This is a genomic window from Prevotella sp. khp1 (assembly GCF_900102205.1).
Classification (GTDB): Bacteria; Bacteroidota; Bacteroidia; order Bacteroidales; family Bacteroidaceae; genus Prevotella; species Prevotella ruminicola.
Map to the genome: position 1 here is coordinate 156,797 of NZ_FNJZ01000005.1, position 23,459 is coordinate 180,255.

Here is a 23,459-nt window from a genome sequence, read left to right on the forward strand (position 1 = left end):
CATCAAGCGAGCCCTTATTTGTTAAATAATCGTTTGGGCCGTTCATTAATAGCACTTTTCCAGCGCCTGTTTCATAAGTTTTTTGTATCTTTGCCGGCGAATTAAAAAGTTTAATAATTGATAATCAGACAATGAATAGAACCATCACAAAAGCCAACCCGCAGCAGGTTGACGACATCATGAACGTCATCGCTGCAGCCAAAAAGATTATGCGGCAATCGGGCAACATGCACCAATGGACCAACAATTACCCCTCAACAGATGTGATTCTGCACGACATAGAGATTGGTGGCGGCTATGTGGTAGAAGACGATGGCACCATCGTGGCCTATTTCGCCTTTCTACCCAGTCCAGATCCAACTTACGCCAAAATCTACGAGGGCAACTGGATAGAGGACACTCTACCCTATCACGTAGTGCACCGCATTGCCAGTTATCCTGATGCCCACGGTGTTTTTAAGAGCATCATGGACTTCTGCTTTGCCCACGACAGCAACATCCGCATCGACACCCATCGCGACAATCAAATTATGCAGCACGTCATCCTGAAACAAGGCTTTACCTACTGCGGCATCATCTACCTACTCTCAGGCGACGAACGTCTGGCTTATCAGAAAACGAAATAAAAACAAAGGATATGGATACAAAACGGATTTTAAGCTATCTGAAGCAGTTGATGGCAAATAACAACCGTGATTGGTTTTGGGAGCATAAGGCAGAGTATGATGCTGTAAGGGCAGATTTCGAAGCTGGAATTGAAATGGCTATTAACAGGATTGCGAGTTTCGACCCCTCGATTGCACATCTTACAGTAAAGGATTGCACGTATCGTTTTAATCGCGACACACGTTTCTCACCCGATAAGTCGCCCTACAAGAACCACTTTGGCGGCTATATTGCTGCCCATGGTAAGAAGGCTCTGCATGGCGGATACTACCTGCACCTGGAGCCAGGACATTGCATGGTGGCGTGTGGTAACTATTGGTTGCCAACCAATATACTCACATCGTGCCGCAATGAGATGATGGGCAACACAGCCGAGTGGCTGAAGTGCGTAGAGAACAAAGAATTCAAGAAATACTACGGTAGTCCTGTAGCCAGTAGTTTCTCAACACCTACGGATGTATCGAGCTGGTCCCAGCCCCAGGGCTTTGGACTGGAGAAACTAAAGAAATGCCCAGTGGGATTCCCCAAAGACTGGCCCTACGTAGAGTATCTGCGCATGAAGGATTACTGTTGCTGGCATCAGGTGCCAGACGACTTTTATGAAGGCGAAAAATGGCTCGACGAAATTGAACGCATGTTCAAAGCCGCCAAGCCAATGATGGATTTCATAAACTCGGTAATCGACGATTACGAGTAGCCCTTACTCGTAATGACGAATCCTTACATCGATGCCTGTTCCTTCAAGCTGGGCAGGTATCGAACTCAGGTCGGTTTGTCCGTAGTGATAAGGGAACAGCACCTTGGGTTTGATAACCTTTGCTGCACGTACCAACTGATCGGGCGTCATCGTATAAGGCTGGTTACAAGGCAGGAAAGCAATGTCGATATCCTTAATCTGCGCCATCTCTGGGATATCCTCGGTATCGCCGGCAATATAGATACGCAAGCCATCGATGGTAAGGATATAGCCATTATCGCGCCCCTTGGGGTGGAACTGCTCGCGACCTACCGTAGAGTTATACGCAGACACAGCCTCAACACTAACATCGGCTAACTGCAGTTTGTCGCCATTCGCCATCACCTTACCAGAACCATACATATCGGCACAGCGCTTATTCGTCACCAGCTGCGTTTTGTCAGCCGATAATGTTTTAAGTGCAGCAGCATCGTAATGGTCGGCATGCTCATGGGTTACAAAGATGTAATCGGCCTTAGGCATGGCTGCATAGTTGATAGAACGATTGCCCAACTTCGATACAGGATCAATCTGTATCTCCTTGCCATCGTACTGAATACGGATACACGAGTGCATCAGCGCATGAAACTTAACGGTTTTTCCACTCGCGGTGGTAAACTCATCTACCTCGTAGGGTGACTGGCCACAGGCTGTGTTGAGACCTAAAACGGCCATTAGCAATAAAAATAGTTTCTTCATACCTTATTAATATATAGAACTGGGGCAAAAATACGATAAATATACGAAAGTTCCAAACCAAATAAATAAAATATACACTTTTGATGGTACTTTCTTGGTTGATTCAAAAAAATACCTTAACTTTGTGCCCGTAAAGTACATATAATCAACGACAAGAAACAGACATGATTTGGAATGAAACAATGGAGTGTATGGATCGCGAACAGCTTCGCGAAATCCAGAGTCAACGCCTAGTAAAAATGGCAGAGTATGTATATTACAACACCCCCTTCTACCGTAAGAAGTTTCAGGAGATGGGGTTGGAACCAGGCGATATCAAGAGTATCGACGACATTACCAAGCTGCCTTTTACTAATAAGCTCGACCTCCGCGACAACTATCCCTTTGGACTGGCTGCCGTGCCCATGAGTCAGATTGTCAGAATCCACGCCTCATCGGGAACAACCGGTAAACCAGTTGTAGTACTTTACACCCGCAAAGACCTTGCTATGTGGAGCGAAGCCATCAGCCGTGCCTTTACCGCCTATGGTGCAGGTAAGGACGATATCTTCCAGGTAGCTTACGGCTATGGCCTGTTTACTGGAGGTCTTGGCGCTCACGACGGAGCCACCAATATCGGCGCATCGGTAATCCCCATCTCTTCAGGTAACACCCAGAAGCAGATGACCCTGATGCACGACTTTGGCACCACCATTCTGTGCTGCACCCCCAGCTACGCCATGTTCCTGGGAGAGGCCATGAAAGAGTGCCCATGGAGCCGCGATGAGTTTAAGCTGAAAGTGGGCGTGTTTGGTGCAGAGCCTTGGACCGAGAAGATGCGTAAGAAACTGGAAGAGAGTCTGGGTATTAAAGCTTACGATATCTACGGACTGAGCGAGATTGCCGGTCCTGGCGTAGGCTACGAGTGCGAGCACCAGTGCGGTACCCACCTGAACGAGGACCTGTTCTATCCAGAGATTCTGGACCCAAAGACAGGCGAGCCTCTACCAGAAGGTCAGTTCGGTGAGCTGACATTCACCCACCTTACTAAAGAGGGTATGCCATTGCTCCGCTATCGCACCCACGACCTGACAGCCCTGCACTACGACAAGTGTAAGTGCGGACGTACCTTGGTACGTATGGACCGCATCCTGGGCCGTTGCGATGATATGCTGATTATCCGTGGTGTGAACGTATTCCCATCACAGATTGAGGATGTCATCCTGAAGCTGCCTGAGTACGAGCCTCACTTCCTGCTCACCGTCGACCGCGTGAACAATACCGATACCTCAGAGTTGAAGGTTGAGGTGAAGGAGGAGTACTTTACCGACGATATGGCCACGATGGTTGGTCTGCAGAAGAAGCTGGAAGGCGAGCTGCGTAGCGTGATCGGACTGGGCTTCAAGGTTAAGTTGGTTGAGCCAAAGGGCATTGAGCGCTCGGAGGGCAAGGCCAAGCGTGTGATTGACAAACGTAACATCTAAAAATACAATCGTAATTATGAAGACTAAGCAACTATCAATTTTCCTTGAGAACAAGTCAGGCCGTCTGACTGAGGTGACCGAGGTGCTTGGTGCAGCAGGCATCAACCTTTCGGCCATGAGTATTGCCGATAACAGCGACTTTGGTATTCTGCGCTGCATCGTTTCCGATCCCGACAAAGCCTATCAGGTTCTGAAAGAGGCACACTTTGCCGTGAAGATTACTGACGTGATCGGATTTGTATGCCCCAACACCAGTGGTTCGCTGGCCATCGTACTGAAGCACCTCTCACAGAACGGTGTTTTCATCGAGTATATGTATTCGTTTGCTAATGGCGATGTGGCCACAGTGGTAATCCGCCCCACCGATTTGGATGCCTGCGAGAAGATACTTTCAGACAAAAAAGTGGAGTTGATGGCCGCAAACGACCTCTATCAGCTATAAATTTACAAGAAACTGCAAGATTTTCGCCTGAAAATTTTGCAGTTTCATTTTTTCTTTGTAACTTTGCACCCGCAAACAAGAAACAAGGGCGTTTAGCTCAGCTGGTTTAGAGCATCTGCCTTACAAGCAGAGGGTCGGCGGTTCGAATCCGTCAACGCCCACAACACAAAAAATCCGCTTTCCGCAGCCGATGAGGTTGCGGTTTTGGGTTAAAGAAGGATATTGAACGTTTAGAAATTATCGATAATTACAGGAATTAATTTAAAACATGGATTTAAGTTTATTGACAGCCATCTCGCCTATTGATGGCCGTTACAGAAGTAAGACCGAACCATTGGCAGAATACTTTTCAGAGTATGCCTTGATACGTTACAGGGTACGCGTTGAAATAGAGTATTTTATTGCCTTGTGTGAATTGCCATTACCTCAACTTCAGGGTATCAACCACTCAACATTCGATCAACTTCGTGACATCTACCGTAATTTCACACCCGCTAATGCACAGCGTGTGAAAGACATTGAGTCGATTACTAACCACGACGTAAAAGCCGTAGAGTACTTTATCAAGGAGCAGCTCGACGCCATGGGCGGTTTCGAGAGCTACAAGGAGTTCATCCACTTCGGCCTCACATCGCAGGACATTAACAACACCAGCGTTCCCCTTTCTATCAAGGAGGCTCTGGAGCAGGTTTACTATCCTATGGTGGAGGAGCTGATTGAGCAACTGCACGATTATGCCGAGCAGTGGAAGAACATTCCTATGCTGGCCAAGACCCACGGACAGCCTGCATCGCCAACCCGTTTGGGTAAGGAGGTGATGGTTTACGTGTACCGTCTGGAAGAGCAGCTGCGCGGTTTGAAGGCTACCCCTATCACTGCCAAGTTCGGTGGTGCTACCGGTAACTACAACGCTCACCACGTGGCTTATCCACAGTACGACTGGCGTGAGTTTGGTAACACATTCGTAAGCGAAAAGTTAGGATTGGAGCGCGAGCAGTACACCACTCAGATTTCGAACTACGACTGGTTGGGTGCTATCTTTGATGCTATGCGTCGTATCAACACCATCGTTATCGACTTGGATCGCGACTTCTGGATGTACATCTCTATGGACTACTTCAAGCAGAAGATCAAAAAGGGCGAGGTTGGTTCGAGTGCTATGCCACATAAGGTGAACCCCATCGACTACGAGAACTCTGAGGGCAACCTGGGTATTGCCAACGCCATTCTGCAGTTCCTGGCAGCAAAGCTGCCCGTAAGCCGTTTGCAGCGCGACCTGACCGACTCTACCGTTCTGCGTAACGTAGGTGTACCTATGGGTCATGCTGTGATTGCTTTCCAGAGCACACTGAAGGGTTTGCGCAAGCTCATTCTGAACGAGGATAAGCTGCAGGAGGATCTCGACAACACTTGGGCAGTAGTAGCCGAGGCTATCCAGACTATTCTGCGTCGTGAGGCCTACCCCAACCCATACGAGACCCTGAAGGCGCTGACTCGTACCAACGAGAAGCTGACTGGCGAAAAGATCAAGAATTTCATTGAAACACTCGAGGTGAGTGAGGATGTAAAAGAAGAACTTCGTGCCATTACCCCATCAACCTATACAGGCATTTAATTACACATTAGTATATTTATAGAAATTAGTAACATTTTAAAGAATAACAAGTCATGGATTTCGAAAACAACGAGAAAAAACAGGAAGAGACTGCACAGGACGGATATCAGAAGGAGTATCGTCCAGGTCGTTCACCACGTCCACGCATTCATACCGCTGCGCGCCCAGTATATGAGCGTCCCAGCTATCGCAATAACAACGACGAAGGCGAGTTCCGCCCAGAGGGATTCGGCGCAGGTTTGCAGAGCAATGCACCTCAGCGTCCTCAGGGAGGCTATCGTCCACGTAACAACTACAATAACGATGGTGGCTACGGTCAGCAGCGTCAGGGTGGTTATGGCCAGCGCCCACAGGGCGGCTACGGTCGTCCTCAGCAGGGCGGTTACGGTCGTCCTCAGCAGGGCGGTTACGGCCAGCGTCCACAGGGTGGCGGTTATGGCCAGCGTCCTCAGCAGGGTGGCTACGGTCGTCCTCAGCAGGGTGGTTATGGCCAGCGCCCACAGGGCGGCTACGGTCGTCCTCAGCAGGGCGGTTACGGTCGTCCTCAGCAGGGCGGCTATGGCAAGCCTTACGGAGCAGCTCCTTATAAGAAGGGTCCACGTCAGCGCACAGCCGACTACGATCCAAATGCAAAGTACTCTATGAAGAAGCGCATCGAGTACAAGGAAATTAACTACGATCCAAACGAGCCACTGCGTTTGAACAAGTTCCTGGCTAATGCCGGTGTTTGCAGCCGTCGCGAGGCCGACGAGTTCATCCAGGCAGGTGTAGTATCGGTTAACGGCGAGATTGTAACCGAGCTGGGAACAAAGATCCTGCGTACCGATGTTGTTAAGTTCCACGATCAGCCCGTAAACATCGAGAAGAAGGTTTACGTACTGCTCAACAAGCCAAAGGACTACGTTACTACCAGCGACGATCCTCAGCAGCGTAAGACTGTAATGGACCTCGTTAAGAACGCTTGTCCTGAGCGTATCTACCCCGTAGGTCGTCTCGACCGCAACACTACTGGTGTGCTGCTGCTCACCAACGACGGCGATCTGGCTTCTAAGCTTACACATCCTAAGTACCTGAAGAAGAAGATTTATCACGTTTACCTCGATAAGAACGTTACCGCTCACGACCTGGCACAGATTGCCGAGGGCATCCAGCTTGAGGATGGTGAGATTAAGGCCGACGACGTTCAGTATGCACATCCTACCGATAAGAAGCAGGTTGGCATCGAGATTCACTCAGGTAAGAACCGTATCGTTCGCCGTATCTTCGAGAGCCTGGGCTACCGTGTTCAGAAGCTCGACCGCGTACAGTTCGCTGGTCTGACTAAGAAGAACCTGAAGCGTGGCGACTGGCGCTACCTGACCGAGGAGGAGGTTGACCGCCTGCGTATGGGAGCTTACGAGTAAAGTTCAATGTTCAAAGATCAAAGTTCAATGAAACGTACAAAGATTATTGATGTGCTGAAGAGCACTGAATATGGCAAGGAGGTTTGCGTTAAGGGTTGGGTGCGCACGCACCGCAGCTCTAAGGCTGTAGACTTCATTGCACTCAACGACGGTTCTACCATCAAGAATGTGCAGATTGTTGTTGATCCTACTAAGTTCGACGAGCAGGTATTGAAGGATATCACCACTGGTGCCTGCATCAGCGCCGAGGGTACACTAGTTGAGAGTCAGGGTGCCGGTCAGAGCAGCGAAATCCAGGCTACTAAGCTTGAGGTTTACGGTCTGTGCGGCAACGACTACCCCATGCAGAAGAAAGGTCAGAGCTTCGAGGTAATGCGTAAGAACGCTCACATGCGTCTGCGTACCAACACTTTCGGAGCTGTGATGCGCATCCGCCACAACATGGCGATGGCTATCCACACCTACTTCCACGAGCATGGATTCTTCTACTTCCACACACCACTGATTACTGCCAGTGACTGTGAGGGAGCAGGTAACATGTTCCAGGTAACTACCAAGAACCTGTACGACCTGAAGAAGGACGAGAACGGCAAGATTATCTACGACGATGATTTCTTCGGAGAGCAGACTTCGCTGACTGTATCTGGTCAGTTGGAGGGTGAGTTGGGTGCTACCGCACTGGGTTCTATCTACACCTTCGGTCCTACTTTCCGTGCAGAGAACAGTAACACACCTCGTCACCTGGCTGAGTTCTGGATGGTTGAGCCTGAAGTTGCTTTCTTGGATCAGGAAGAGCTGATGGATCTTGAAGAGGACTTCATCAAGTACTGCGTACGCTGGGCTCTCGATAACTGTAAGGACGACCTCGAGTTCCTGAATAAGATGATTGATAAGACTCTGATCGAGCGTCTGGAGGGTGTACTCAAGGAGACCTTCGTTCGCTTGCCTTACACTGAGGGTATCAATATCCTGCAGGAGGCTATCAAGAACGGCAAGAAGTTCGAGTTCCCCTGCAACTGGGGCGACGACCTGGCCAGCGAGCATGAGCGCTACCTGGTTGAAGAGCACTTCAAGAAGCCTGTTATCATGACCGACTACCCACGTGCATTCAAGTCGTTCTATATGAAGCAGAACCAGGACACTGCCGATGGCGGTTCAGTAGGTTATAAGGGTGCTGTTGCCCCTGGTCCTACCATGCAGGGTACCGATGTACTCTTCCCACAGATTGGTGAGATTATCGGTGGTAGTGTTCGTGAGGAGAGCTACGATAAGTTGATGGGCGAGATTAATCGCCGCGAGATGGACCAGACCCACCTCTGGTGGTACATCGACACCCGCAAGTGGGGTTCATGCCCACACGCCGGTTTCGGTCTTGGTTTCGAGCGTCTCATCCTGTTCGTAACAGGTATGCAGAACATCCGCGACGTGATCCCCTTCCCACGTACTCCGAAATCAGCAGAGTTCTAAACATAAAAAAGCCTCGCCAATCGGCGAGGTTTTTTATTGCCTTTATTTTACTAAGCGAATGCCATCAGGTTCGATAGTGATGAGGCGACGCTTATAGAGATCGCCAACAGCTTTCTTATAGGCCTTCTTTGATACCTGGAAGCGGTCATAAATCAACTCGGCAGGCGACTTATCTCCCAGATTGCAGAATCCATCATTCTCGTAAAGATAGCGTAGCAGTGTCTCAGCAAAGTCCAGCGTTTGCTGTCTGCCTGTCTGCTGCAGAACGATATCAATCTTGCCATCCTGACGCACATGATCCACATAGGCCTTGAGTTTCATACCACTGTGCAGAGGCTGGAAAATCTGATTCTCGAATATCAGGCCCTGGAACTTATTGTTCACAATCACCTTGAAGCCCAGATCGGTCTTCTGCCACACTAAAATATCCACCTCGGCACCATGCTGCAACGATGGCAGATCGGTAATAATAGGTGTAGTGAGATATTTCTCTACCTTGGCCGTAGCCATCAGGCGATAGCTGTCTTCATCTACCTTAATATATACGATATGACGCTGACCTTGCTCCATACGTTTTTTCTGCTCACGGAAGGGGCAGAAGATGTCCTTCATCAGGCCCCAGTTAAGGAATGCGCCAAACTGGTTAACCCATGCCACCTCTAAACTTACAAACTCGCCCACCTTGGCATAAGGTGTCTCTGTTGTAGCCACAGGTCGCTCTTCCTGGTCGAGGTAGATAAACACCGTAACCTCGTTACCAATTTTCATATCGTTAGTAACATAACGCTGGGGAAGCAAAATTTCGCCTTCCTCGCCACCGTCGAGATAAAGTCCGAAGTCGACCGACTTCACGATTTTCAAGGTATTGTAATCTCCTAATTTTATCATATTTCCTCTGTTATTTCAATGTTTTCCGTAGGTAATATCAGTCCATCCTTAAGATGAATAGTTCTATCTGTAATCGAAGCAAGTCCCTCATCGTGGGTAACAATCACAAAAGTCTGTCCGAACTGATCACGAAGATCGAAGAACAACTGATGCAACTCTTCCTTATTCTTTGTGTCGAGCGAGCCAGAAGGCTCATCGGCAAGAATCACTGCAGGATTGTTTACCAGCGCACGAGCCACAGCCACACGCTGTTTCTCACCACCAGAGAGTTCGTTGGGCTTGTGGGTAGCACGATCGGCCAGTCCCATAAACTCAAGCAGCTCTTTGGCACGCTGCTTAGCCTTACTCTGCGATGTGCCAGCTATATAAGCGGGAATCATGATATTCTCGATAGCAGTAAACTCAGGCAACAGCTGATGGAACTGGAACACAAATCCCAGATGGCGGTTGCGGAAATCAGCAAGATGCTTGGATGAGAGCGTGGTTGTGTCGATACCATCAACCACAACACTACCAGTATCAGGACGGTCAAGTGTACCGATAATCTGTAGCAACGTGGTTTTACCTGCACCGCTGGGACCTACAATGCTTACCACCTCGCCCTTGTTGATATGGAGGTCGATGCCCTTCAGTACCTGTAACGAGCCAAAGCTCTTGGTTATATTCTTTATATCAATCATCTCTAATCTTTAATGTTAAATTTTTAATGTTTAATCTTCCTCTCGTGTATCCAGCGCAGAATAGTATCATAGATACTCTTCTCCTCGTGGTGCTGTGCCTCAGTAAAGCTCATGCGCTCGTCCTTAGTATCACCATGCTGGTCGGGGAAGATTATCATGAGGTTCTTACCCGAGAAGTGCTTCTGCAACTCATCAGGCAGTCGCTCTAACGCTGTTTTGTATGAGATGGTACCCTTACGGGCTGTAACTACCACAAACAGATGGTCGTCGGCAATACCCGCAGCCAACTGAGGCAACTCGTTCCAATGGGCCATGTAGGTATACTCGGCACGCACATTGGGATGGCGGTTGTTGATATACTCCTTGATGAGCATCAGACTCTCGTTGCGACCATGGAACTGGATACGGCAGTCCAACTGACCAGCCAACCTACTCAACCTTTCGAGCCAACGATGGAAACCTGGCTCAAACTCGGCTCGTGAAGGCACTGCCACACGAATACGACGCAACGTGGTCATAGGCTGAACGAAACGTACCAGCAGAATCTGGCGGTTCAAACCATTATACAGACTCTGGATAAACTCTCCCCAGAACCTGGGGGTGATATCGGTATGCACGTGCATACCCATCACAATCTCCGAGCAACCAAACTCACGGAAAGCGTGCTTAATACCATTGGCGATATTGGTAGCCAAGCGCACCTGCGTTTGCACCTTTACCTCGCTGGCGCTGGCCGTATGCTGCAGTTGCTCCAACAATCGGATACCCTCTTCGCGAGCAGCATTGCTACGCTCATCATCGTAAACCACATTCAGCGCCACCAAATCGCGATTCAGACGCTGGTTACGCATGAACATCGACATATACAGCAGATGCGGTGCAATCTCAGGATATTTCACACATAATAATATCTTCTCGTCGTCATCCTTAGGCACATCGCCCTGCAGATGGGTCTTCTCCTGAATGATAATCTTCTTGGCAGCATGCTCGGTCATCATGGTACTGATGATACAGGTAAACAATATCATCATAATGATACCATTCAGCATGTCGTCGCTCACCAGGTATTCGCCAGGAGCCACCTCTAAACGGATGCCCACCATCACCATAGCGATGGCACCAGCCGCATGGGCCGATGTAAGACCGAACATCATGTGACCATCGGCCTTTGACAGGCGGAACAGCAGACTGCAGATATAGGCAGCCACAGCCTTGCCAAATGTTCCGAAGAACACGATAAGCAGCACAATCCATACCATCTGCATGCTAGAGAACAGCGTACCCAGATTGATGAGCATACCCACACCAATCAGGAAATAGGGGATAAACAATGCGTTACCGATAAACTCGATGCGGTTCATCAGTGGCGACACACGTGGAATATATCTGTTTAATATCAATCCCGAGTAGAACGCGCCAAACACACCCTCGATACCAATGAGCGACGAGAGTGCCGCACTGAGAAACATCACCGCCATAACGAAGGTGTACTGCATCACGGCATCACTGTATCGGCGCAGGAAATAGCGCGTCAACTTAGGTATCAGAACAACGCTACCTACACAGAAGGCGGCAAACTTAACCACAAACAGCACCCAGAACCACCAACCACTATCTTTGCTGAACGATCCAGAGATAGCAGCCAGCATCACCAGCGCCATAAACAGTGATATCATCGACGAGCCCACACTGAGGGCCACGCTCTGGTGCTTCTGCAAACCATATCGACCAACAATAGGATAAGCAATCAAGGTATTTGACGCCATGATACAGCCCAACAGAAACGAAGCCGATGACGAATAGTCGAGGATGGTTACCGACATGACATAGGTAAGTATCAGCGGTACAAAGCACGTCAGCAGTCCGAACAACAGGAATCGGCGCGAATGCTTCTTCACACCTTCCATGTCCATCTCCAGTCCGGCCAGGAACATAATATAGTAGAGACCTACCCTACCAAAAAGTTCGAACGAGTTGTCGCGGACCAGAATATTAAAACCATATTGACCGATGGCGATACCCGCCAGAACCATGCCAATGATATGCGGAATTCTAAGTTTACTCATCACGATAGGAGCAAACAGAATGATCATCAGCACCACAAAAAAGATAAAAGTTGGGTCTGTAATCGGTAAATATGATAATAATAATGTCATTTTGGCTACAAAGGTACTCATTTTTTTGGTAAAATGAAAAAAAAAACATAATTTTGCGGCCAAATTGTAACCATTTAAAGGATTATCAAGATGAAAGTAGCAATTGTAGGTGCGAGTGGAGCCGTAGGACAAGAGTTTCTGCGCATCCTCGCTGAGAGAAATTTCCCAATGGACGAACTGGTACTGTTTGGCTCAGAGCGCAGTGCCGGAACAAAGTACAATTTTAAAGGTAAGGAGATTGAGGTTAAACTGCTTCAGCACAACGACGATTTTAAGGATGTCGACATCGCCTTCACTTCAGCAGGTGCAGGCACATCGAAGGAGTTTGCCGAGACTATCACAAAGTATGGTGCTGTAATGATTGATAACTCGAGTGCATTCCGTATGGACGACGATGTACCCTTGGTAGTGCCCGAGTGCAACGCCGAGGACGCCCTGAACCGTCCTCGTGGAATCATCGCTAACCCTAACTGCACCACTATCATGATGGTAGTTGTTCTCCAGCCTCTGGAAAAGCTCTCTCATATAAAACGCATCCATGTTGCTTCATATCAGAGTGCTTCAGGTGCCGGTGCCGCTGCCATGGCCGAACTGCAGCAGCAGTACAAAGAGATGGTAGAGGATGGTGAGGTTAAGACCGTAAAGAAGTTCGCCCACCAGCTGGCTTATAACGTTATCCCTCAGATTGACGTGTTCCAGCCAAATGGCTACACCAAGGAGGAGATGAAGATGTTTAACGAGACACGTAAGATTATGCATACCGATGCTAAGTGCTCGGCCATGTGTGTACGTGTTAGCTCACTGCGCTCTCACTCAGAGAGTGTTTGGATTGAGACCGAGCGCCCCATCAGCGTAGAGGAGGCTCAGAAGGCTATCGCCGCTGCTCCTGGTTGTACACTGAAGGACGATCCCGCTACACTTACCTACCCCATGCCTCTGGAAACTGCCGGCAAGGACGATGTTTACGTAGGTCGTGTACGTAAGGACCTGAGCGACGAAAACGGTCTGACCTTCTGGCTCAGTGGCGACCAGATACGTAAGGGTGCTGCCCTTAATGCTGTTCAGATTGCAGAGTACTTAGTTAAGGTTGGAAATGTTAAGTAAGTTCTTATACAGGGCAGCTATGGTGGCTGCCCTGGTATTTTTGACCGCTTGCGGTGGTGGTGACGATGATGGACGCCGACTGGGCGAAATGATTGTCGGCACTTGGCAACGCGGTTGGGGTGAAGGTGATGTTGTGATTGATGGCGACACCGACTTAGGCCCCGATAACTTTACGTACGATCAGTTTGTTTTCCGTGGTGATGGCAATTACAACGGCATGGTGCGCAAAGGCACTTTTACCGCCTATGACACAGAAGGTATGGTGATTTACGAAGGCGACTATCAGTGCGACAACAATAACCTGAAACTTACATACGTTGACGATGGCGGAGCCAAGCGCTCGCTCCTAGCACAGGTGGTTTCGTTTACCGACAGTTCTGTGCTTATCAGGTACGACTACGAACAAAAAGGCATAACCGTTACTTTCATTATTCGCAAACTATCAAACGAAACTAACGGTTATTCGTCATCTTCAGTTACATCGCGGTAATAGAAATCCTGATAGTATTCTATCTCGCTGTTGGCTGAGAAATACCCCAAACAGCCACCAGTAAAGTTATCAATAGGATTGGTAGCCGTGCTCGACATCTGCTGCATAGAGTACAGATAGTCGTAAGCACGCTGATCGATGGCACGTATAACAATATGCAGCTCGTCGCCATCCTGTAGAACGTCATTATCGTGCTGACCATCACGGAAGAAGGTAAACAGCTGCTGCAGTTCCTTGTTCGGATTCTTATCATCCTTCATCACCGCCCAACGATAACCTAAACCATTACGATAAATATGCATAAAATACCAGTTACTCTCGTTAGGTATGTCCTGCAGGCGCAAGTCACCAAACAAGTAACGCTCCGTCAGCATCTTCTTCCACACCAGTTTAAACTCGTTCATCTTGGGGGTGCGCTGCATGGTAGAAGTTGACGTAAAATGGTGTCCTTCAACCTCAACATCCAACTTATAAACAGTGCCGGCAATACCAGCAAACTTTGAACGGTAGTAGCCATTGCGTACGAAGGGGATGGTAGCAGTGGTACCATCGTCGGCCGTCATTGTAACGGTAGCGTTGTTCACATCACTGCCAGTAGCATTATCTTCCATCGCATTGGTGGTGCTCACACGTATCTCCGTACCATCATTGTTAATAGTACCTTCAACCACATAGCGTGTATCGTGACTATGATAGTCGATGCTGATTTCCTTTGTACACGACATCAGCCCTAATATACCTATTATATATAGTAATCTACGCATAGCTTTCAGAAATTAATATTAAACGATACCGATGGTACAATGCCGAACAACGAATACTGCTTGGCCTTGGTGCCTGCACCATACTCACCATCCTCAAAGTTAATGAGGAAGGGGTTGTAGCGGTTATACAGATTGTAGATACCGAACACCAGCTGATGGGTGCGATTTCTGTATTTCTTGCTCCACACAGCACTTACATCCAGATGATGCGAGGCTGGTGCGCGATAACCATTACGCTCGGTGTAGTAATATATCCAGTTGTCCTCAATCATATACTTTCCACTGGGGGCTGTGAAAGCCTGACCACTGTTATATACCCACGAGGCACTCAGGTTCCAACGCTTATTCAGGTGATACATAGCCACGATGTTGATGTCATGACGGCGATCGTTGTTAGCATCGTACCAGCGTCCCTGATTAATACCATCAATCTTGGTTTTCGACCACGAAAGCGTGTAGCCAATCCATCCCGTCAGTCTGCCGTTGTTCTTTCGGGCACTCAGCTCTATACCGTAGCCCTTGCCCTTACCCGCCAGCATCAAGCGCTCAATTTCTATCTCACTGGCAAACGATTTGCCATCGCGATAGTCTAACACATTATTAATATGACGATAGTAAACCTCGGCCGAGAAGTCGTAATCCTGATTGGGCGTCATCATAAACAAGCCTGCACTCACTTGGTCGGCTACCTCGGGCTTAACAATGTTACTGCTCATGGTGTAACGGTCGAAGGGTGTTGCAGTGCTCTGGTTGCGTAAGGCATGCACATTCTGCGAAGTACGGGTGTAACCGAACTTAAGAGAGGCAACAGGTGATAGTTGATAGTTAACAGAGAGTCGGGGCTCAAGCACTGTGTGGGTTTTAACTATCTGGTTCTTACCATAGTTGTAGTACCAAGCTATGTCGCCATTATCTTCCAGATCGTAATACAACGAACCACCCAAAGGCGAGAAGGCACTCACACGCAGACCGGCCGAAACATCAAGTTTTTTGGTGATGGGCACCATCAGGTTCAGCCAAAATGCATTATCCCAGGCACGGCGCTGTTCCTTCTCGTGCAACGACACCTGTTTCCACTCGGCCGACTTCACATTAAGCAAAGCCGTTTGCAAACCAGCATCTAGCCTATACTTTCCCAGATTGGCATGGAAATCCTGTCGGAAACCTGTCTGACGAATATGACCAGAGAACCAGATATTCATACCCAGAAAATCAATACCATTATCCGTCTGATAGCCGCTGTAGTAAGCCGTCGACTGAGCATAGGCATTACTACCAAAATGGTGCAACCACTTTAAACTGGTTGAAAGGTTGTTCCAACGGATGTCAACCATATCCTCAAGTGCCGTACGGTCGTGACCTGTAAAGAAACTCAGAAACAGTTGGTTGTTCTCGTTAATGGTCCAGTCAGCCTTGGCGTTGATATCGTAGAAATACAAAGTATTACCTTTAAAATCGGGTGATAGTTTCAGAAACATGTCCATATACGAACGGCGTGCCGTAACTAAAAAGGCGGCCTTATTCTTCACAATCGGGCCTTCGATGGTACCCTTTGCTGAAAGGAGTCCGATACTGGCGCCACCGTGGTACTCGCTCTTGTTACCTGTTTTCCCGATAATATCAAGCACCGCACTCGAGGCGCCACCGTACTGTGCTGGCAGCAAACCTTTATAGAGCGTAGCCGACACAAGTGCATCGCTATTAAAGGCCGAAAACAATCCAGCCAGGTGCCCCACATTATATACAGGAGCAATATCAACCAGTATCTGGTTTTGGGCTGATGTACCACCTCGCACCTGGAAACTGCTAGATGCATCACTCTCGCTCTTTACACCTGTAAGCAGCTGCATAGAGCGCATAATATCATGTTCGCCAAACAGTTGCGGCGAGTTAGTAAGGTCCTTCAGTTGCACCTGCTCAGCACCAGTCTGTATCTGACGCAGACGCTGGCGAGCCGAGTTCGACTTCACCACCACCTCATCAAGCTGTTCCTGTCGCAGGGTATCGGGTGTTATAGGCATGGCAACAAGTGCCGTAAGTAGTAATGTTGATAGAAACATGTTGCAAAGTTAATAGATTTTTTTGGAAACTCCAAAAAAAATATCTATCTTTGCCACCGAATATTACAAAAAACTAATTTGTTATGAAGAAATTATTTATTGCCGTAGTGGCTATTGCAGCACTCTGTGCTTGTGGAAATGGCGAGAAAAAGTATCTCGACTATCGTGGACTCTCAATGGGTATGCCCTTCAAAACCTTCTGCGACTCGCTCGCTGCTCGTGGTTTTGCTATCGATTCAGCCAAGACCGACTCTGATTTTGCCCGTGTATCGATGTATCACCCCAACCTTAACTACCGTCTGATGTTAGCTCAGCGTAACGATACGTTGGTTGCACTGCAGGAGAACTACACCATCTCTACCAACGATAGCACCCGAAAAATGTGGCAGCAGATGCACGATGCATTCGAGGAGCAACTGGGCGCTTGGCCTAACATGCTGAAGGATGGAAAAGACCACCGTATCGCAAAATTCGAGGATAAAGGTGGTTTCATCACCCTTACCCTCGAAAATACATATAAGCCAACTTTAAGTGTACTTTATCAATCAAAGTAGCATAATGGTGTAGAGGTAAACTACTGCAGCGGGGATGGCCAGCAGCGACGAATCGAAACGATCAAGCATGCCACCATGTCCGGGCAGTATGTTACCGCTATCCTTAATACCGATGGTGCGCTTAAACAAGCTCTCCACCAGATCGCCCCAGGTACCAAAGATAACTACGGTGAGTCCCAATCCGGCCCACTCAACAGCGGTCAGTCCTAACTGGTTAAGCTGATACTCATCGGTAAGATACCATACCAGCACGGCTACGGCTATCACTAAGATACCACCACCGATGCTGCCTTCCCAACTCTTTCCTGGCGAAATGCGGGGGAAGAGTTTATGTTTGCCCAACAGCGATCCACAGAGGTAGGCTCCTGTATCGTTCATCCACAAGAATACGAATACCGACAAGGGTAACACAGCATCGTAAGCCACAAATCCCTGAGGCGCAGCGTGGAATGCCAGCGTATTAAGCAGCGAGAACGGCAGGGCGATATACAACTGAGCCATCATGGTATAGGCCCAATCATGTATGGGATCCTCGTTCTTCAGGTACAGCTCAGCCACCATCAGATAGATGATAGACACAAGGTAAGGGATGAACACAGCAGATGGGGTAAGCTCGCTGCAGAAACCTGCCATGGCAAAAAAGAGATATACACCTGCCACAGTAGATATCATGCGGTTAACTGTCACCTGCGCACGTTCGTTAACCAATCCGGTAAACTCCCAAATGGTCAGTCCTGTAATCAGCGCAAACAGCAGCACCATTGCCTGTGGACGCAAAAAGCTGCACACCAGCACGGCAACAAACAGCACGCCAGTAATAGCTCTAACAATAAAATTACGCATCCTTATCCTCCTTTTCTTCGGGTTTACTCTCTAATGATTTCTGCTCAGCAGCCTTTGCTTCTGCTTCGAGCTCCTTGGCACGCTCTTCAGCCATACGCTCAGCATCGGCTTTCATCTGGGCTTCAAGCAACTCCTCTGCACGACTGGTCCAGGGACGCTTACCAAAGATTTTCTCTACATCCTCGGCAAAAATCACCTCACGATCTATCAGCAACTGAGCCAGCTGGGCATGTCCCTCCTTATGCTCGGTAAGTATCTGCTTGGCACGCTCGTACTGCTCATTTATCATACGCAGCACCTCATCGTCCATAATCTTTGCCGTGGTTTCCGAATAAGGTCTCTGGAACTGATACTCAGCATTATTATAATAACACACGTTAGGCAGTTTTTCGCTCATACCAGCATAAGCAATCATGCCGTAAGCCTGCTTGGTAGTGCGCTCAAGGTCGTTCATAGCACCTGTCGAGATATGACCCACAAACAGCTCTTCGGCTGCGCGACCACCCAACAGCGAACACATCTCATCCAGCATCGCCTCCTTGGTTTGCAGCACGCGCTCCTCAGGCAGATACCAGGCAGCACCAAGGGCCTGTCCACGTGGCACGATAGAAACCTTAACCAATGGGTTGGCAAACTCGGTAAACCATGAGATGGTAGCATGACCAGCCTCGTGAATAGCTATCGAGCGTTTCTCGGCCTGTGTCATCACCTTGGTCTTCTTTTCAAGTCCGCCAATAATACGGTCAACGGCATCCAGGAAGTCCTGCTTCGTTACAGTCTGACTATTATGACGGGCCGCAATCAGCGCAGCCTCATTACAAACATTGGCAATATCAGCACCCGAGAAGCCTGGTGTTTGACGAGCCAGGAAGTCGATATCTACGCTTTCATCAATCTTCACAGGCTTCAGGTGTACCTTAAATACCTCCTTACGCTCGTTCAGATCAGGCAAATCAACGTGTATCTGACGATCGAAGCGTCCTGCACGCAGCAGAGCTGAATCAAGCATATCGGCACGGTTGGTAGCAGCCAGAATAATAACACCGCTATTTGTACCGAATCCGTCCATCTCAGTCAACAGGGCATTCAGCGTATTCTCGCGCTCATCGTTACCGCCCATGGCAGGATTCTTTGAACGAGCACGTCCCACAGCATCAATCTCATCGATGAAGATGATACAAGGGCTCTTTGTTTTGGCCTGCTGGAACAAATCGCGTACACGACTGGCACCAACACCCACAAACATCTCTACAAAGTCAGAACCACTCATTGAGAAGAAAGGCACACCAGCCTCGCCTGCTACAGCCTTAGCTAACAGGGTTTTACCTGTTCCCGGAGGACCGACCAGCAGGGCTCCCTTGGGTATCTTACCTCCCAAGTCGGTATATTTCTGAGGATTCTTCAGGAAGTCAACAATCTCCTGTATCTCTTGTTTGGCACCAGCTTGTCCGGCAACATCCTTAAACGTGATGCCTAACTCACCACCCTTCTCATACATCTTTGCTTTGCTCTTGCCTACGTTGAAGACACCGCCACCAACGCCGCCGCCTCCGCCGCCCATGCGACGCATCAGGAATATCCACAATCCTACTATAAATAAAATAGGAATGAGGTTAGATAGAATCAGCGATAAGAACTCGTTATCACGTTTATTGTCGAAAGCCAAATCACCGGTAAACACCTTTTCATCCTTAGCCTTGGCTACAAACTGCTCAACCTGATCTACGCTACCGAATTCTACCTCCAGATAAGGCTCAACACCCGTTTGCTGCGTTCCCTGGTGGAACACATCACGGATATGTTCGGGCTTTACATACATACGTAGCATGCTCTGGGCCTTGTTTACCACAATCTTTTTGGCATAGCCACGCTCAACCATAGTTTTGAACTCGCTATACGATGCGGTTTTTGCTACGCTACTATTTTCGGCACCACCACTGGTAAAGTAAAGCAGTCCTAAAGCCAGAATAGCGATGAAATATATCCAGTTCATGTTGAACTTGGGCATATTCATCTTAGGACCGTTAGCACCGTTATTTTTGTTTGGTTTTTGATTATTCTCCATATACCTATTATATATATATTAGTCTAAATCTGGAATACGAGTCAGAGGTGCATCTTCCCACAGATGTTCCAAATCGTAATACTCGCGCACATCGGGCAAGAAAATGTGTACCAATACGTCAGTATAATCCATAGCCACCCACTGAGCGTTTTCAAGTCCTACTACGTGTGCAGGTTTCTCGCTTAACTGTTCGCGCACCATATCCCCCACCGACTCAGCAATAGCCTCGACCTGCGTGGGCGAGTTGCCAGTGCAGATAATGAAATACTGACAGATGGTTCCTTCTATTTTAGTCAGGTCGGCCACTACAATATCGCAGCCCTTCTTCTCCTGAATCGCGTCTTTAATTGTTTCTACAAGTTGTATCATTCAAAATTTGCTATTATTTGTGCACAAAGGTAGTGTAAATTGCCCAAAAAACAAAGAAAAAGTGAAAAATTTGCGGTTTTTTATAATTTTTCCCCAAAAAATTTTGGTAGTTCAAGAAAAAGTAGTACCTTTGCACCCGCAAAACAGAACAAGAGAGTTCTCAAGCAAAAACATTTTGGGGTATGGTGTAATGGTAACACTGCAGATTCTGGTCCTGCCTTTCCTGGTTCGAGTCCGGGTACCCCAACTAAAAGAATCGCTAAGTCGCTGAAAACAAAGCACTTAGCGATTTTTAGTTTTCAAAATTCCCGTGATATTCCCGTGATAATTCCCGTATATTAAAAATCCGCCCCCTACCAAGGGGGTTCCAAATGCCTTAAACAATGTAGTAAAACCACTCAAAAATGCCCTTATATATATAATAATGTGTATTTTACACACACTATTCATTCTATAATTTGCTATATATAGTAATAGCTCCTCCCAAGAATTTAGTCAATCTATCTTCTCTTATTACTTTTGGTGTAGCCTTACCCGCCAGCACCAAAATCTTCTTGCCATTGCGGTAAACATGTAGCTGGCGAGAACGCACTATTGCAGTAATCTCAGAATCATCCTGCATCGCCACCCATAGCAGATGATACACACCATCCCCTTCAAATAGCTTCTTTTTCAAGTGCGAACACATGTTTGTAGTATCGATATTCATTGTATCTCTAATTTAGGCTTTACAGGATCAGTTAGTCGGATAATGTGGTCGTATTCTACAGTAACTACGCCCTTTACCGTCTTGAAGTACTGCATCGTTTCCTCAAGAGTTTTGTCGTCAGGTTTCTTAAGAGCCATTCCGTTTATGGTGCCATAGTCATAGCGTATCTCTATTCCGTATTCTTTGATGGCTTCCAAAAGGGGCTTTTTTCCGATCTCTGGATCATACATCACAAGAAACACATTGGGAGAGTGTTCTTGAATCGGCTTATGCTTGATTGGCTCAGTCTTAATTGGCTCACTTATTGTAACTTCCTTTTTCGTACGACATGAAGTTAAAGATAATAATGCAATCTGAGCCATCAAAATCAGCGGCAAGCCATACTTAAACTTCTTGTGCATAGTCTTGTGATGCCATATTCGCATGCCTAATAACGCCCCAATGCTGCCTCCTATAATAGCCAAGATCAGGAGCGTGGCTTCAGATATGCGCCATTTTCCCTGCTTGGCGTTCCATTTATCAACGCCGTAGGCAAAGAAGGTCAGGACATTAATGCCGGTAAGGATATATACAATCGTCTCAGTCATTCTCATCAGCGGCAAAGTTAGCAAAATTTGTTCAGAAGATAATCTGAGTACAAACCATTAAAAATACTCTCTTACTGCGAACTCAAACTGGTCGATAAAAATCTGTTTGAAAGCATAGAGATTATTTTGCTCGTAGAAAATGAGCATCGCCTTCTTGTAGTCTATAGAATCGACAGAGCGGAAACTCAGAGGGCAATAGCCGTTGGCAATCAAAATGGCATTGCTGGTGATGCGAGCCGTGCGTTTGTTGCCATCAGAGAATGCCTGGATATACGACAGGAGCACCAGCGACAGAAGCGCTTTCTCAAATATACTTTCCTTGCTGTTTATCAAGTCGCATGTATCGCGCATGGCCTCACGAATCTGAAATTCATTATCCAACGGGTGGTAATTGGTACCAGTAATACCCACACGACGATGACGGATACCTCTGTCAACGGATAGTTCCTTGGTCAGCAATTGATGGATATCCTCAATATGGCTGACCGTTAAGGTTTGCAGATAGTCTGGGTTGTCAAGAATGAAGCGCAAGGCATCCTTGTGGTTAAGTAGCATAACAGCTTCTTCCTTAGTCTTGCCGTCTGCTGTCTTACTCTCGCGAAGCAGACGTTCGGTTTCCAGCAAAGAATAAGTGTTGCCTTCTATCTGCGACGACTTCCAGCTGAGGTCGATACCCAGTCGTTCCATCTCCTTGCGGTATTCGTTGTCAGTCATCTCTTTAACATGCTGACGGAACTCTGCCTGTAACTCCTGCAGACGTACTTTCTCCTCGTCTGTGAATAGACTGACGGCTGGGAGTTGCTCACGAATCAGCTCAAAGTTGAAAGAAGTCTGTACTTGTCGCTGGTCAACATCAAGTGAGAAATAGGTATCCAGATTAAGCGGCATCAACAGATGTGCCTGGTCAGAAAGGCGATATCGAGTGGCACGAGCCTTACCTTCTACTACGATATCCCCATCCTGGACACCGGCCGCAATGAGACGCTTTAAGGTGGCATCGCTACTCTCGAAGGCTGTACCCTTTGCTATTTCATCACGCGAAGACAGCGGATGATAGTGCAGAAACTGTAGAATCTCTCTTGATATATCCATCACCTTAAGTATTTAATCGGTGCAAATATAGCGCTTATTTTTCAATTATCGGCTCACGATGAGCTAAAAAATGCATAAATTTTATGATTTTTGAGCCGATTCTGCTTAAAAATAGCCATTTTTAATGGATTTTTTTTACCTTTGCATCCCCTAAAGTTTATTTCATAATGATACGAGATCTGTTATTAGTAGCACTTGGAGGAGCAGTAGGCTCCGTATTGCGCTATCTGCTTTCCGGCATAAACACCACATTCCCTTGGGGTACTTTTGCCGTTAATATTCTTGGTTCTCTGCTCATCGGGCTTTTGGTTGGGTTGGTTAGCAAGGGTATATTATCACCAGAAATGAAACTATTGATGGTAACAGGCTTCTGCGGCGGTTTTACCACATTCAGCACGTTTGCCAACGAATCTTTCGGCATGATGAAAGCTGGCGATGTTCTGCAGATGGCACTTTACGTTGGCGCAAGTGTTATAATTGGTATATTAGCCGCATGGTGCGGGATGGCACTATCTGAAAAATAATATAAAGCCATGTTGCATCAAGAGCCTCGAAGAGATCATCGAAATAATTCAAGCGCTTGCGCGTGCAGAATGTCAAAATACCG

Annotated in this window: 23 protein-coding genes and 2 tRNA genes; 13 read left to right on the forward strand and 12 right to left on the reverse strand. The window is 47.7% G+C overall.

The genetic code is table 11. The features are described 5' to 3' along the window. Positions 1-131 precede the first annotated feature (131 nt). Together BLR73_RS13025 and BLR73_RS13030 are read left to right on the forward strand one after the other, a co-directional pair. Positions 132-626 carry a GNAT family acetyltransferase gene (locus tag BLR73_RS13025; protein ID WP_091862741.1) on the forward strand — a complete coding sequence of 165 codons (495 nt, stop codon included), beginning with the start codon at positions 132-134 and terminating at the stop codon, positions 624-626. Between the two features lie 11 nt (positions 627-637). Continuing rightward, on the forward strand, positions 638-1,363 hold the full coding sequence (locus tag BLR73_RS13030; RefSeq protein WP_091862744.1) for a DUF2461 domain-containing protein: 726 nt from the start codon (positions 638-640) through the stop codon (positions 1,361-1,363). A 3-nt stretch (positions 1,364-1,366) separates the two neighbouring features. On the opposite strand, the gene BLR73_RS13035 is transcribed toward BLR73_RS13030, so the two are convergent. Continuing rightward, positions 1,367-2,101, reverse strand: coding sequence for an MBL fold metallo-hydrolase (locus tag BLR73_RS13035; protein WP_091862747.1), 735 nt, complete (start codon positions 2,099-2,101; stop codon positions 1,367-1,369). Between the two features lie 164 nt (positions 2,102-2,265). Between BLR73_RS13035 and BLR73_RS13040 the strand changes: the two genes are divergently transcribed. The 6 genes from BLR73_RS13040 to asnS all read left to right on the forward strand — a co-directional run bounded on the left by BLR73_RS13040 (position 2,266) and on the right by asnS (position 8,491). Beyond that, entirely contained in the window at positions 2,266-3,564 is a 1,299-nt protein-coding gene (locus BLR73_RS13040) for a phenylacetate--CoA ligase family protein (RefSeq protein ID WP_013064721.1), read from the forward strand. 16 nt (positions 3,565-3,580) lie between these two features. Continuing rightward, complete coding sequence (locus BLR73_RS13045; protein WP_013065228.1) at positions 3,581-4,006, forward strand: ACT domain-containing protein; 426 nt, start codon at positions 3,581-3,583, stop codon at positions 4,004-4,006. Between the two features lie 86 nt (positions 4,007-4,092). Beyond that, positions 4,093-4,167: transfer RNA gene (locus BLR73_RS13050), tRNA-Val, on the forward strand. Between the two features lie 107 nt (positions 4,168-4,274). Beyond that, a complete protein-coding gene (gene purB, locus BLR73_RS13055; RefSeq protein ID WP_091862750.1) occupies positions 4,275-5,621 on the forward strand; it encodes an adenylosuccinate lyase in 1,347 nt (448 codons plus the stop codon). Positions 5,622-5,674: 53 nt separating this feature from the next. Continuing rightward, positions 5,675-7,024: a pseudouridine synthase gene (locus BLR73_RS13060; RefSeq protein ID WP_091862753.1), complete on the forward strand. Its 1,350-nt coding sequence runs from the start codon at positions 5,675-5,677 to the stop codon at positions 7,022-7,024. A gap of 27 nt (positions 7,025-7,051) precedes the next feature. Then, on the forward strand, positions 7,052-8,491 hold the full coding sequence (asnS, locus tag BLR73_RS13065; RefSeq protein WP_013064884.1) for an asparagine--tRNA ligase: 1,440 nt from the start codon (positions 7,052-7,054) through the stop codon (positions 8,489-8,491). 42 nt (positions 8,492-8,533) lie between these two features. Here asnS and BLR73_RS13070 read toward each other — a convergent pair whose 3' ends face one another. The 3 genes from BLR73_RS13070 to BLR73_RS13080 are packed head-to-tail and all read right to left on the reverse strand — an operon-like array spanning position 8,534 to position 12,215. Continuing rightward, positions 8,534-9,379, reverse strand: a complete 846-nt coding sequence (locus BLR73_RS13070; RefSeq protein ID WP_013063099.1) for a CvfB family protein — start codon at positions 9,377-9,379, stop codon at positions 8,534-8,536. Beyond that, complete coding sequence (locus BLR73_RS13075) at positions 9,376-10,059, reverse strand: ABC transporter ATP-binding protein (RefSeq protein ID WP_013063685.1); 684 nt, start codon at positions 10,057-10,059, stop codon at positions 9,376-9,378. The genes BLR73_RS13070 and BLR73_RS13075 overlap by 4 nt, the downstream gene beginning before the upstream one ends. Positions 10,060-10,082: 23 nt before the next feature. After that, positions 10,083-12,215, reverse strand: a complete 2,133-nt coding sequence (locus BLR73_RS13080; protein ID WP_091862866.1) for a cation:proton antiporter — start codon at positions 12,213-12,215, stop codon at positions 10,083-10,085. Between the two features lie 90 nt (positions 12,216-12,305). On the opposite strand from BLR73_RS13080, the gene BLR73_RS13085 reads away from it, so the two are divergent. Further along, complete coding sequence (locus tag BLR73_RS13085) at positions 12,306-13,319, forward strand: aspartate-semialdehyde dehydrogenase (protein ID WP_013065686.1); 1,014 nt, start codon at positions 12,306-12,308, stop codon at positions 13,317-13,319. Further along, positions 13,309-13,809 (forward strand): lipocalin family protein, encoded by a 501-nt coding sequence (locus tag BLR73_RS13090; RefSeq protein ID WP_013064298.1) that lies wholly within the window; start codon positions 13,309-13,311, stop codon positions 13,807-13,809. The genes BLR73_RS13085 and BLR73_RS13090 overlap by 11 nt, the downstream gene beginning before the upstream one ends. On the opposite strand, the gene BLR73_RS13095 is transcribed toward BLR73_RS13090, so the two are convergent. Then, positions 13,779-14,573: a DUF4249 family protein gene (locus BLR73_RS13095; protein ID WP_080517152.1), complete on the reverse strand. Its 795-nt coding sequence runs from the start codon at positions 14,571-14,573 to the stop codon at positions 13,779-13,781. The genes BLR73_RS13090 and BLR73_RS13095 overlap by 31 nt on opposite strands. A gap of 5 nt (positions 14,574-14,578) precedes the next feature. Beyond that, the gene (locus tag BLR73_RS13100; protein ID WP_013065586.1) at positions 14,579-16,633 is read right to left on the reverse strand and encodes a TonB-dependent receptor plug domain-containing protein; all 2,055 of its coding nucleotides are present in this window, start codon (positions 16,631-16,633) and stop codon (positions 14,579-14,581) included. An 83-nt stretch (positions 16,634-16,716) separates the two neighbouring features. Between BLR73_RS13100 and BLR73_RS13105 the strand changes: the two genes are divergently transcribed. Next, positions 16,717-17,187 carry a hypothetical protein gene (locus BLR73_RS13105; protein WP_013065003.1) on the forward strand — a complete coding sequence of 157 codons (471 nt, stop codon included), beginning with the start codon at positions 16,717-16,719 and terminating at the stop codon, positions 17,185-17,187. Here the strand turns inward: BLR73_RS13105 and BLR73_RS13110 are convergent. The 3 genes from BLR73_RS13110 to rsfS are packed head-to-tail and all read right to left on the reverse strand — an operon-like array spanning position 17,179 to position 20,464. After that, positions 17,179-18,030, reverse strand: coding sequence for a phosphatidate cytidylyltransferase (locus BLR73_RS13110; RefSeq protein ID WP_013063745.1), 852 nt, complete (start codon positions 18,028-18,030; stop codon positions 17,179-17,181). The genes BLR73_RS13105 and BLR73_RS13110 overlap by 9 nt on opposite strands. Beyond that, the gene (ftsH, locus tag BLR73_RS13115) at positions 18,023-20,095 is read right to left on the reverse strand and encodes an ATP-dependent zinc metalloprotease FtsH (RefSeq protein ID WP_091862756.1); all 2,073 of its coding nucleotides are present in this window, start codon (positions 20,093-20,095) and stop codon (positions 18,023-18,025) included. Before ftsH ends, BLR73_RS13110 begins: the two co-directional genes overlap by 8 nt. Positions 20,096-20,113: 18 nt before the next feature. Further along, on the reverse strand, positions 20,114-20,464 hold the full coding sequence (rsfS, locus tag BLR73_RS13120) for a ribosome silencing factor (protein WP_013064674.1): 351 nt from the start codon (positions 20,462-20,464) through the stop codon (positions 20,114-20,116). Between the two features lie 176 nt (positions 20,465-20,640). Here rsfS and BLR73_RS13125 point away from each other — a divergent pair. Beyond that, a tRNA-Gln gene (locus tag BLR73_RS13125) sits at positions 20,641-20,711 on the forward strand. 204 nt (positions 20,712-20,915) lie between these two features. On the opposite strand, the gene BLR73_RS13130 is transcribed toward BLR73_RS13125, so the two are convergent. Genes BLR73_RS13130 through BLR73_RS13140 form a run of 3 tightly spaced genes read right to left on the reverse strand, consistent with a single transcriptional unit; the run spans position 20,916 to position 22,852 of the window. Next, positions 20,916-21,173 (reverse strand): hypothetical protein, encoded by a 258-nt coding sequence (locus tag BLR73_RS13130; RefSeq protein WP_073207490.1) that lies wholly within the window; start codon positions 21,171-21,173, stop codon positions 20,916-20,918. Further along, the gene (locus tag BLR73_RS13135) at positions 21,170-21,760 is read right to left on the reverse strand and encodes a DUF1294 domain-containing protein (protein WP_233456469.1); all 591 of its coding nucleotides are present in this window, start codon (positions 21,758-21,760) and stop codon (positions 21,170-21,172) included. The genes BLR73_RS13130 and BLR73_RS13135 overlap by 4 nt, the downstream gene beginning before the upstream one ends. Before the next feature lie 57 nt (positions 21,761-21,817). Next, the gene (locus BLR73_RS13140) at positions 21,818-22,852 is read right to left on the reverse strand and encodes a Fic family protein (protein WP_091862762.1); all 1,035 of its coding nucleotides are present in this window, start codon (positions 22,850-22,852) and stop codon (positions 21,818-21,820) included. A 170-nt stretch (positions 22,853-23,022) separates the two neighbouring features. On the opposite strand from BLR73_RS13140, the gene crcB reads away from it, so the two are divergent. After that, positions 23,023-23,376 (forward strand): fluoride efflux transporter CrcB, encoded by a 354-nt coding sequence (gene crcB / locus BLR73_RS13145; RefSeq protein ID WP_027454870.1) that lies wholly within the window; start codon positions 23,023-23,025, stop codon positions 23,374-23,376. Positions 23,377-23,459: the final 83 nt, after the last annotated feature.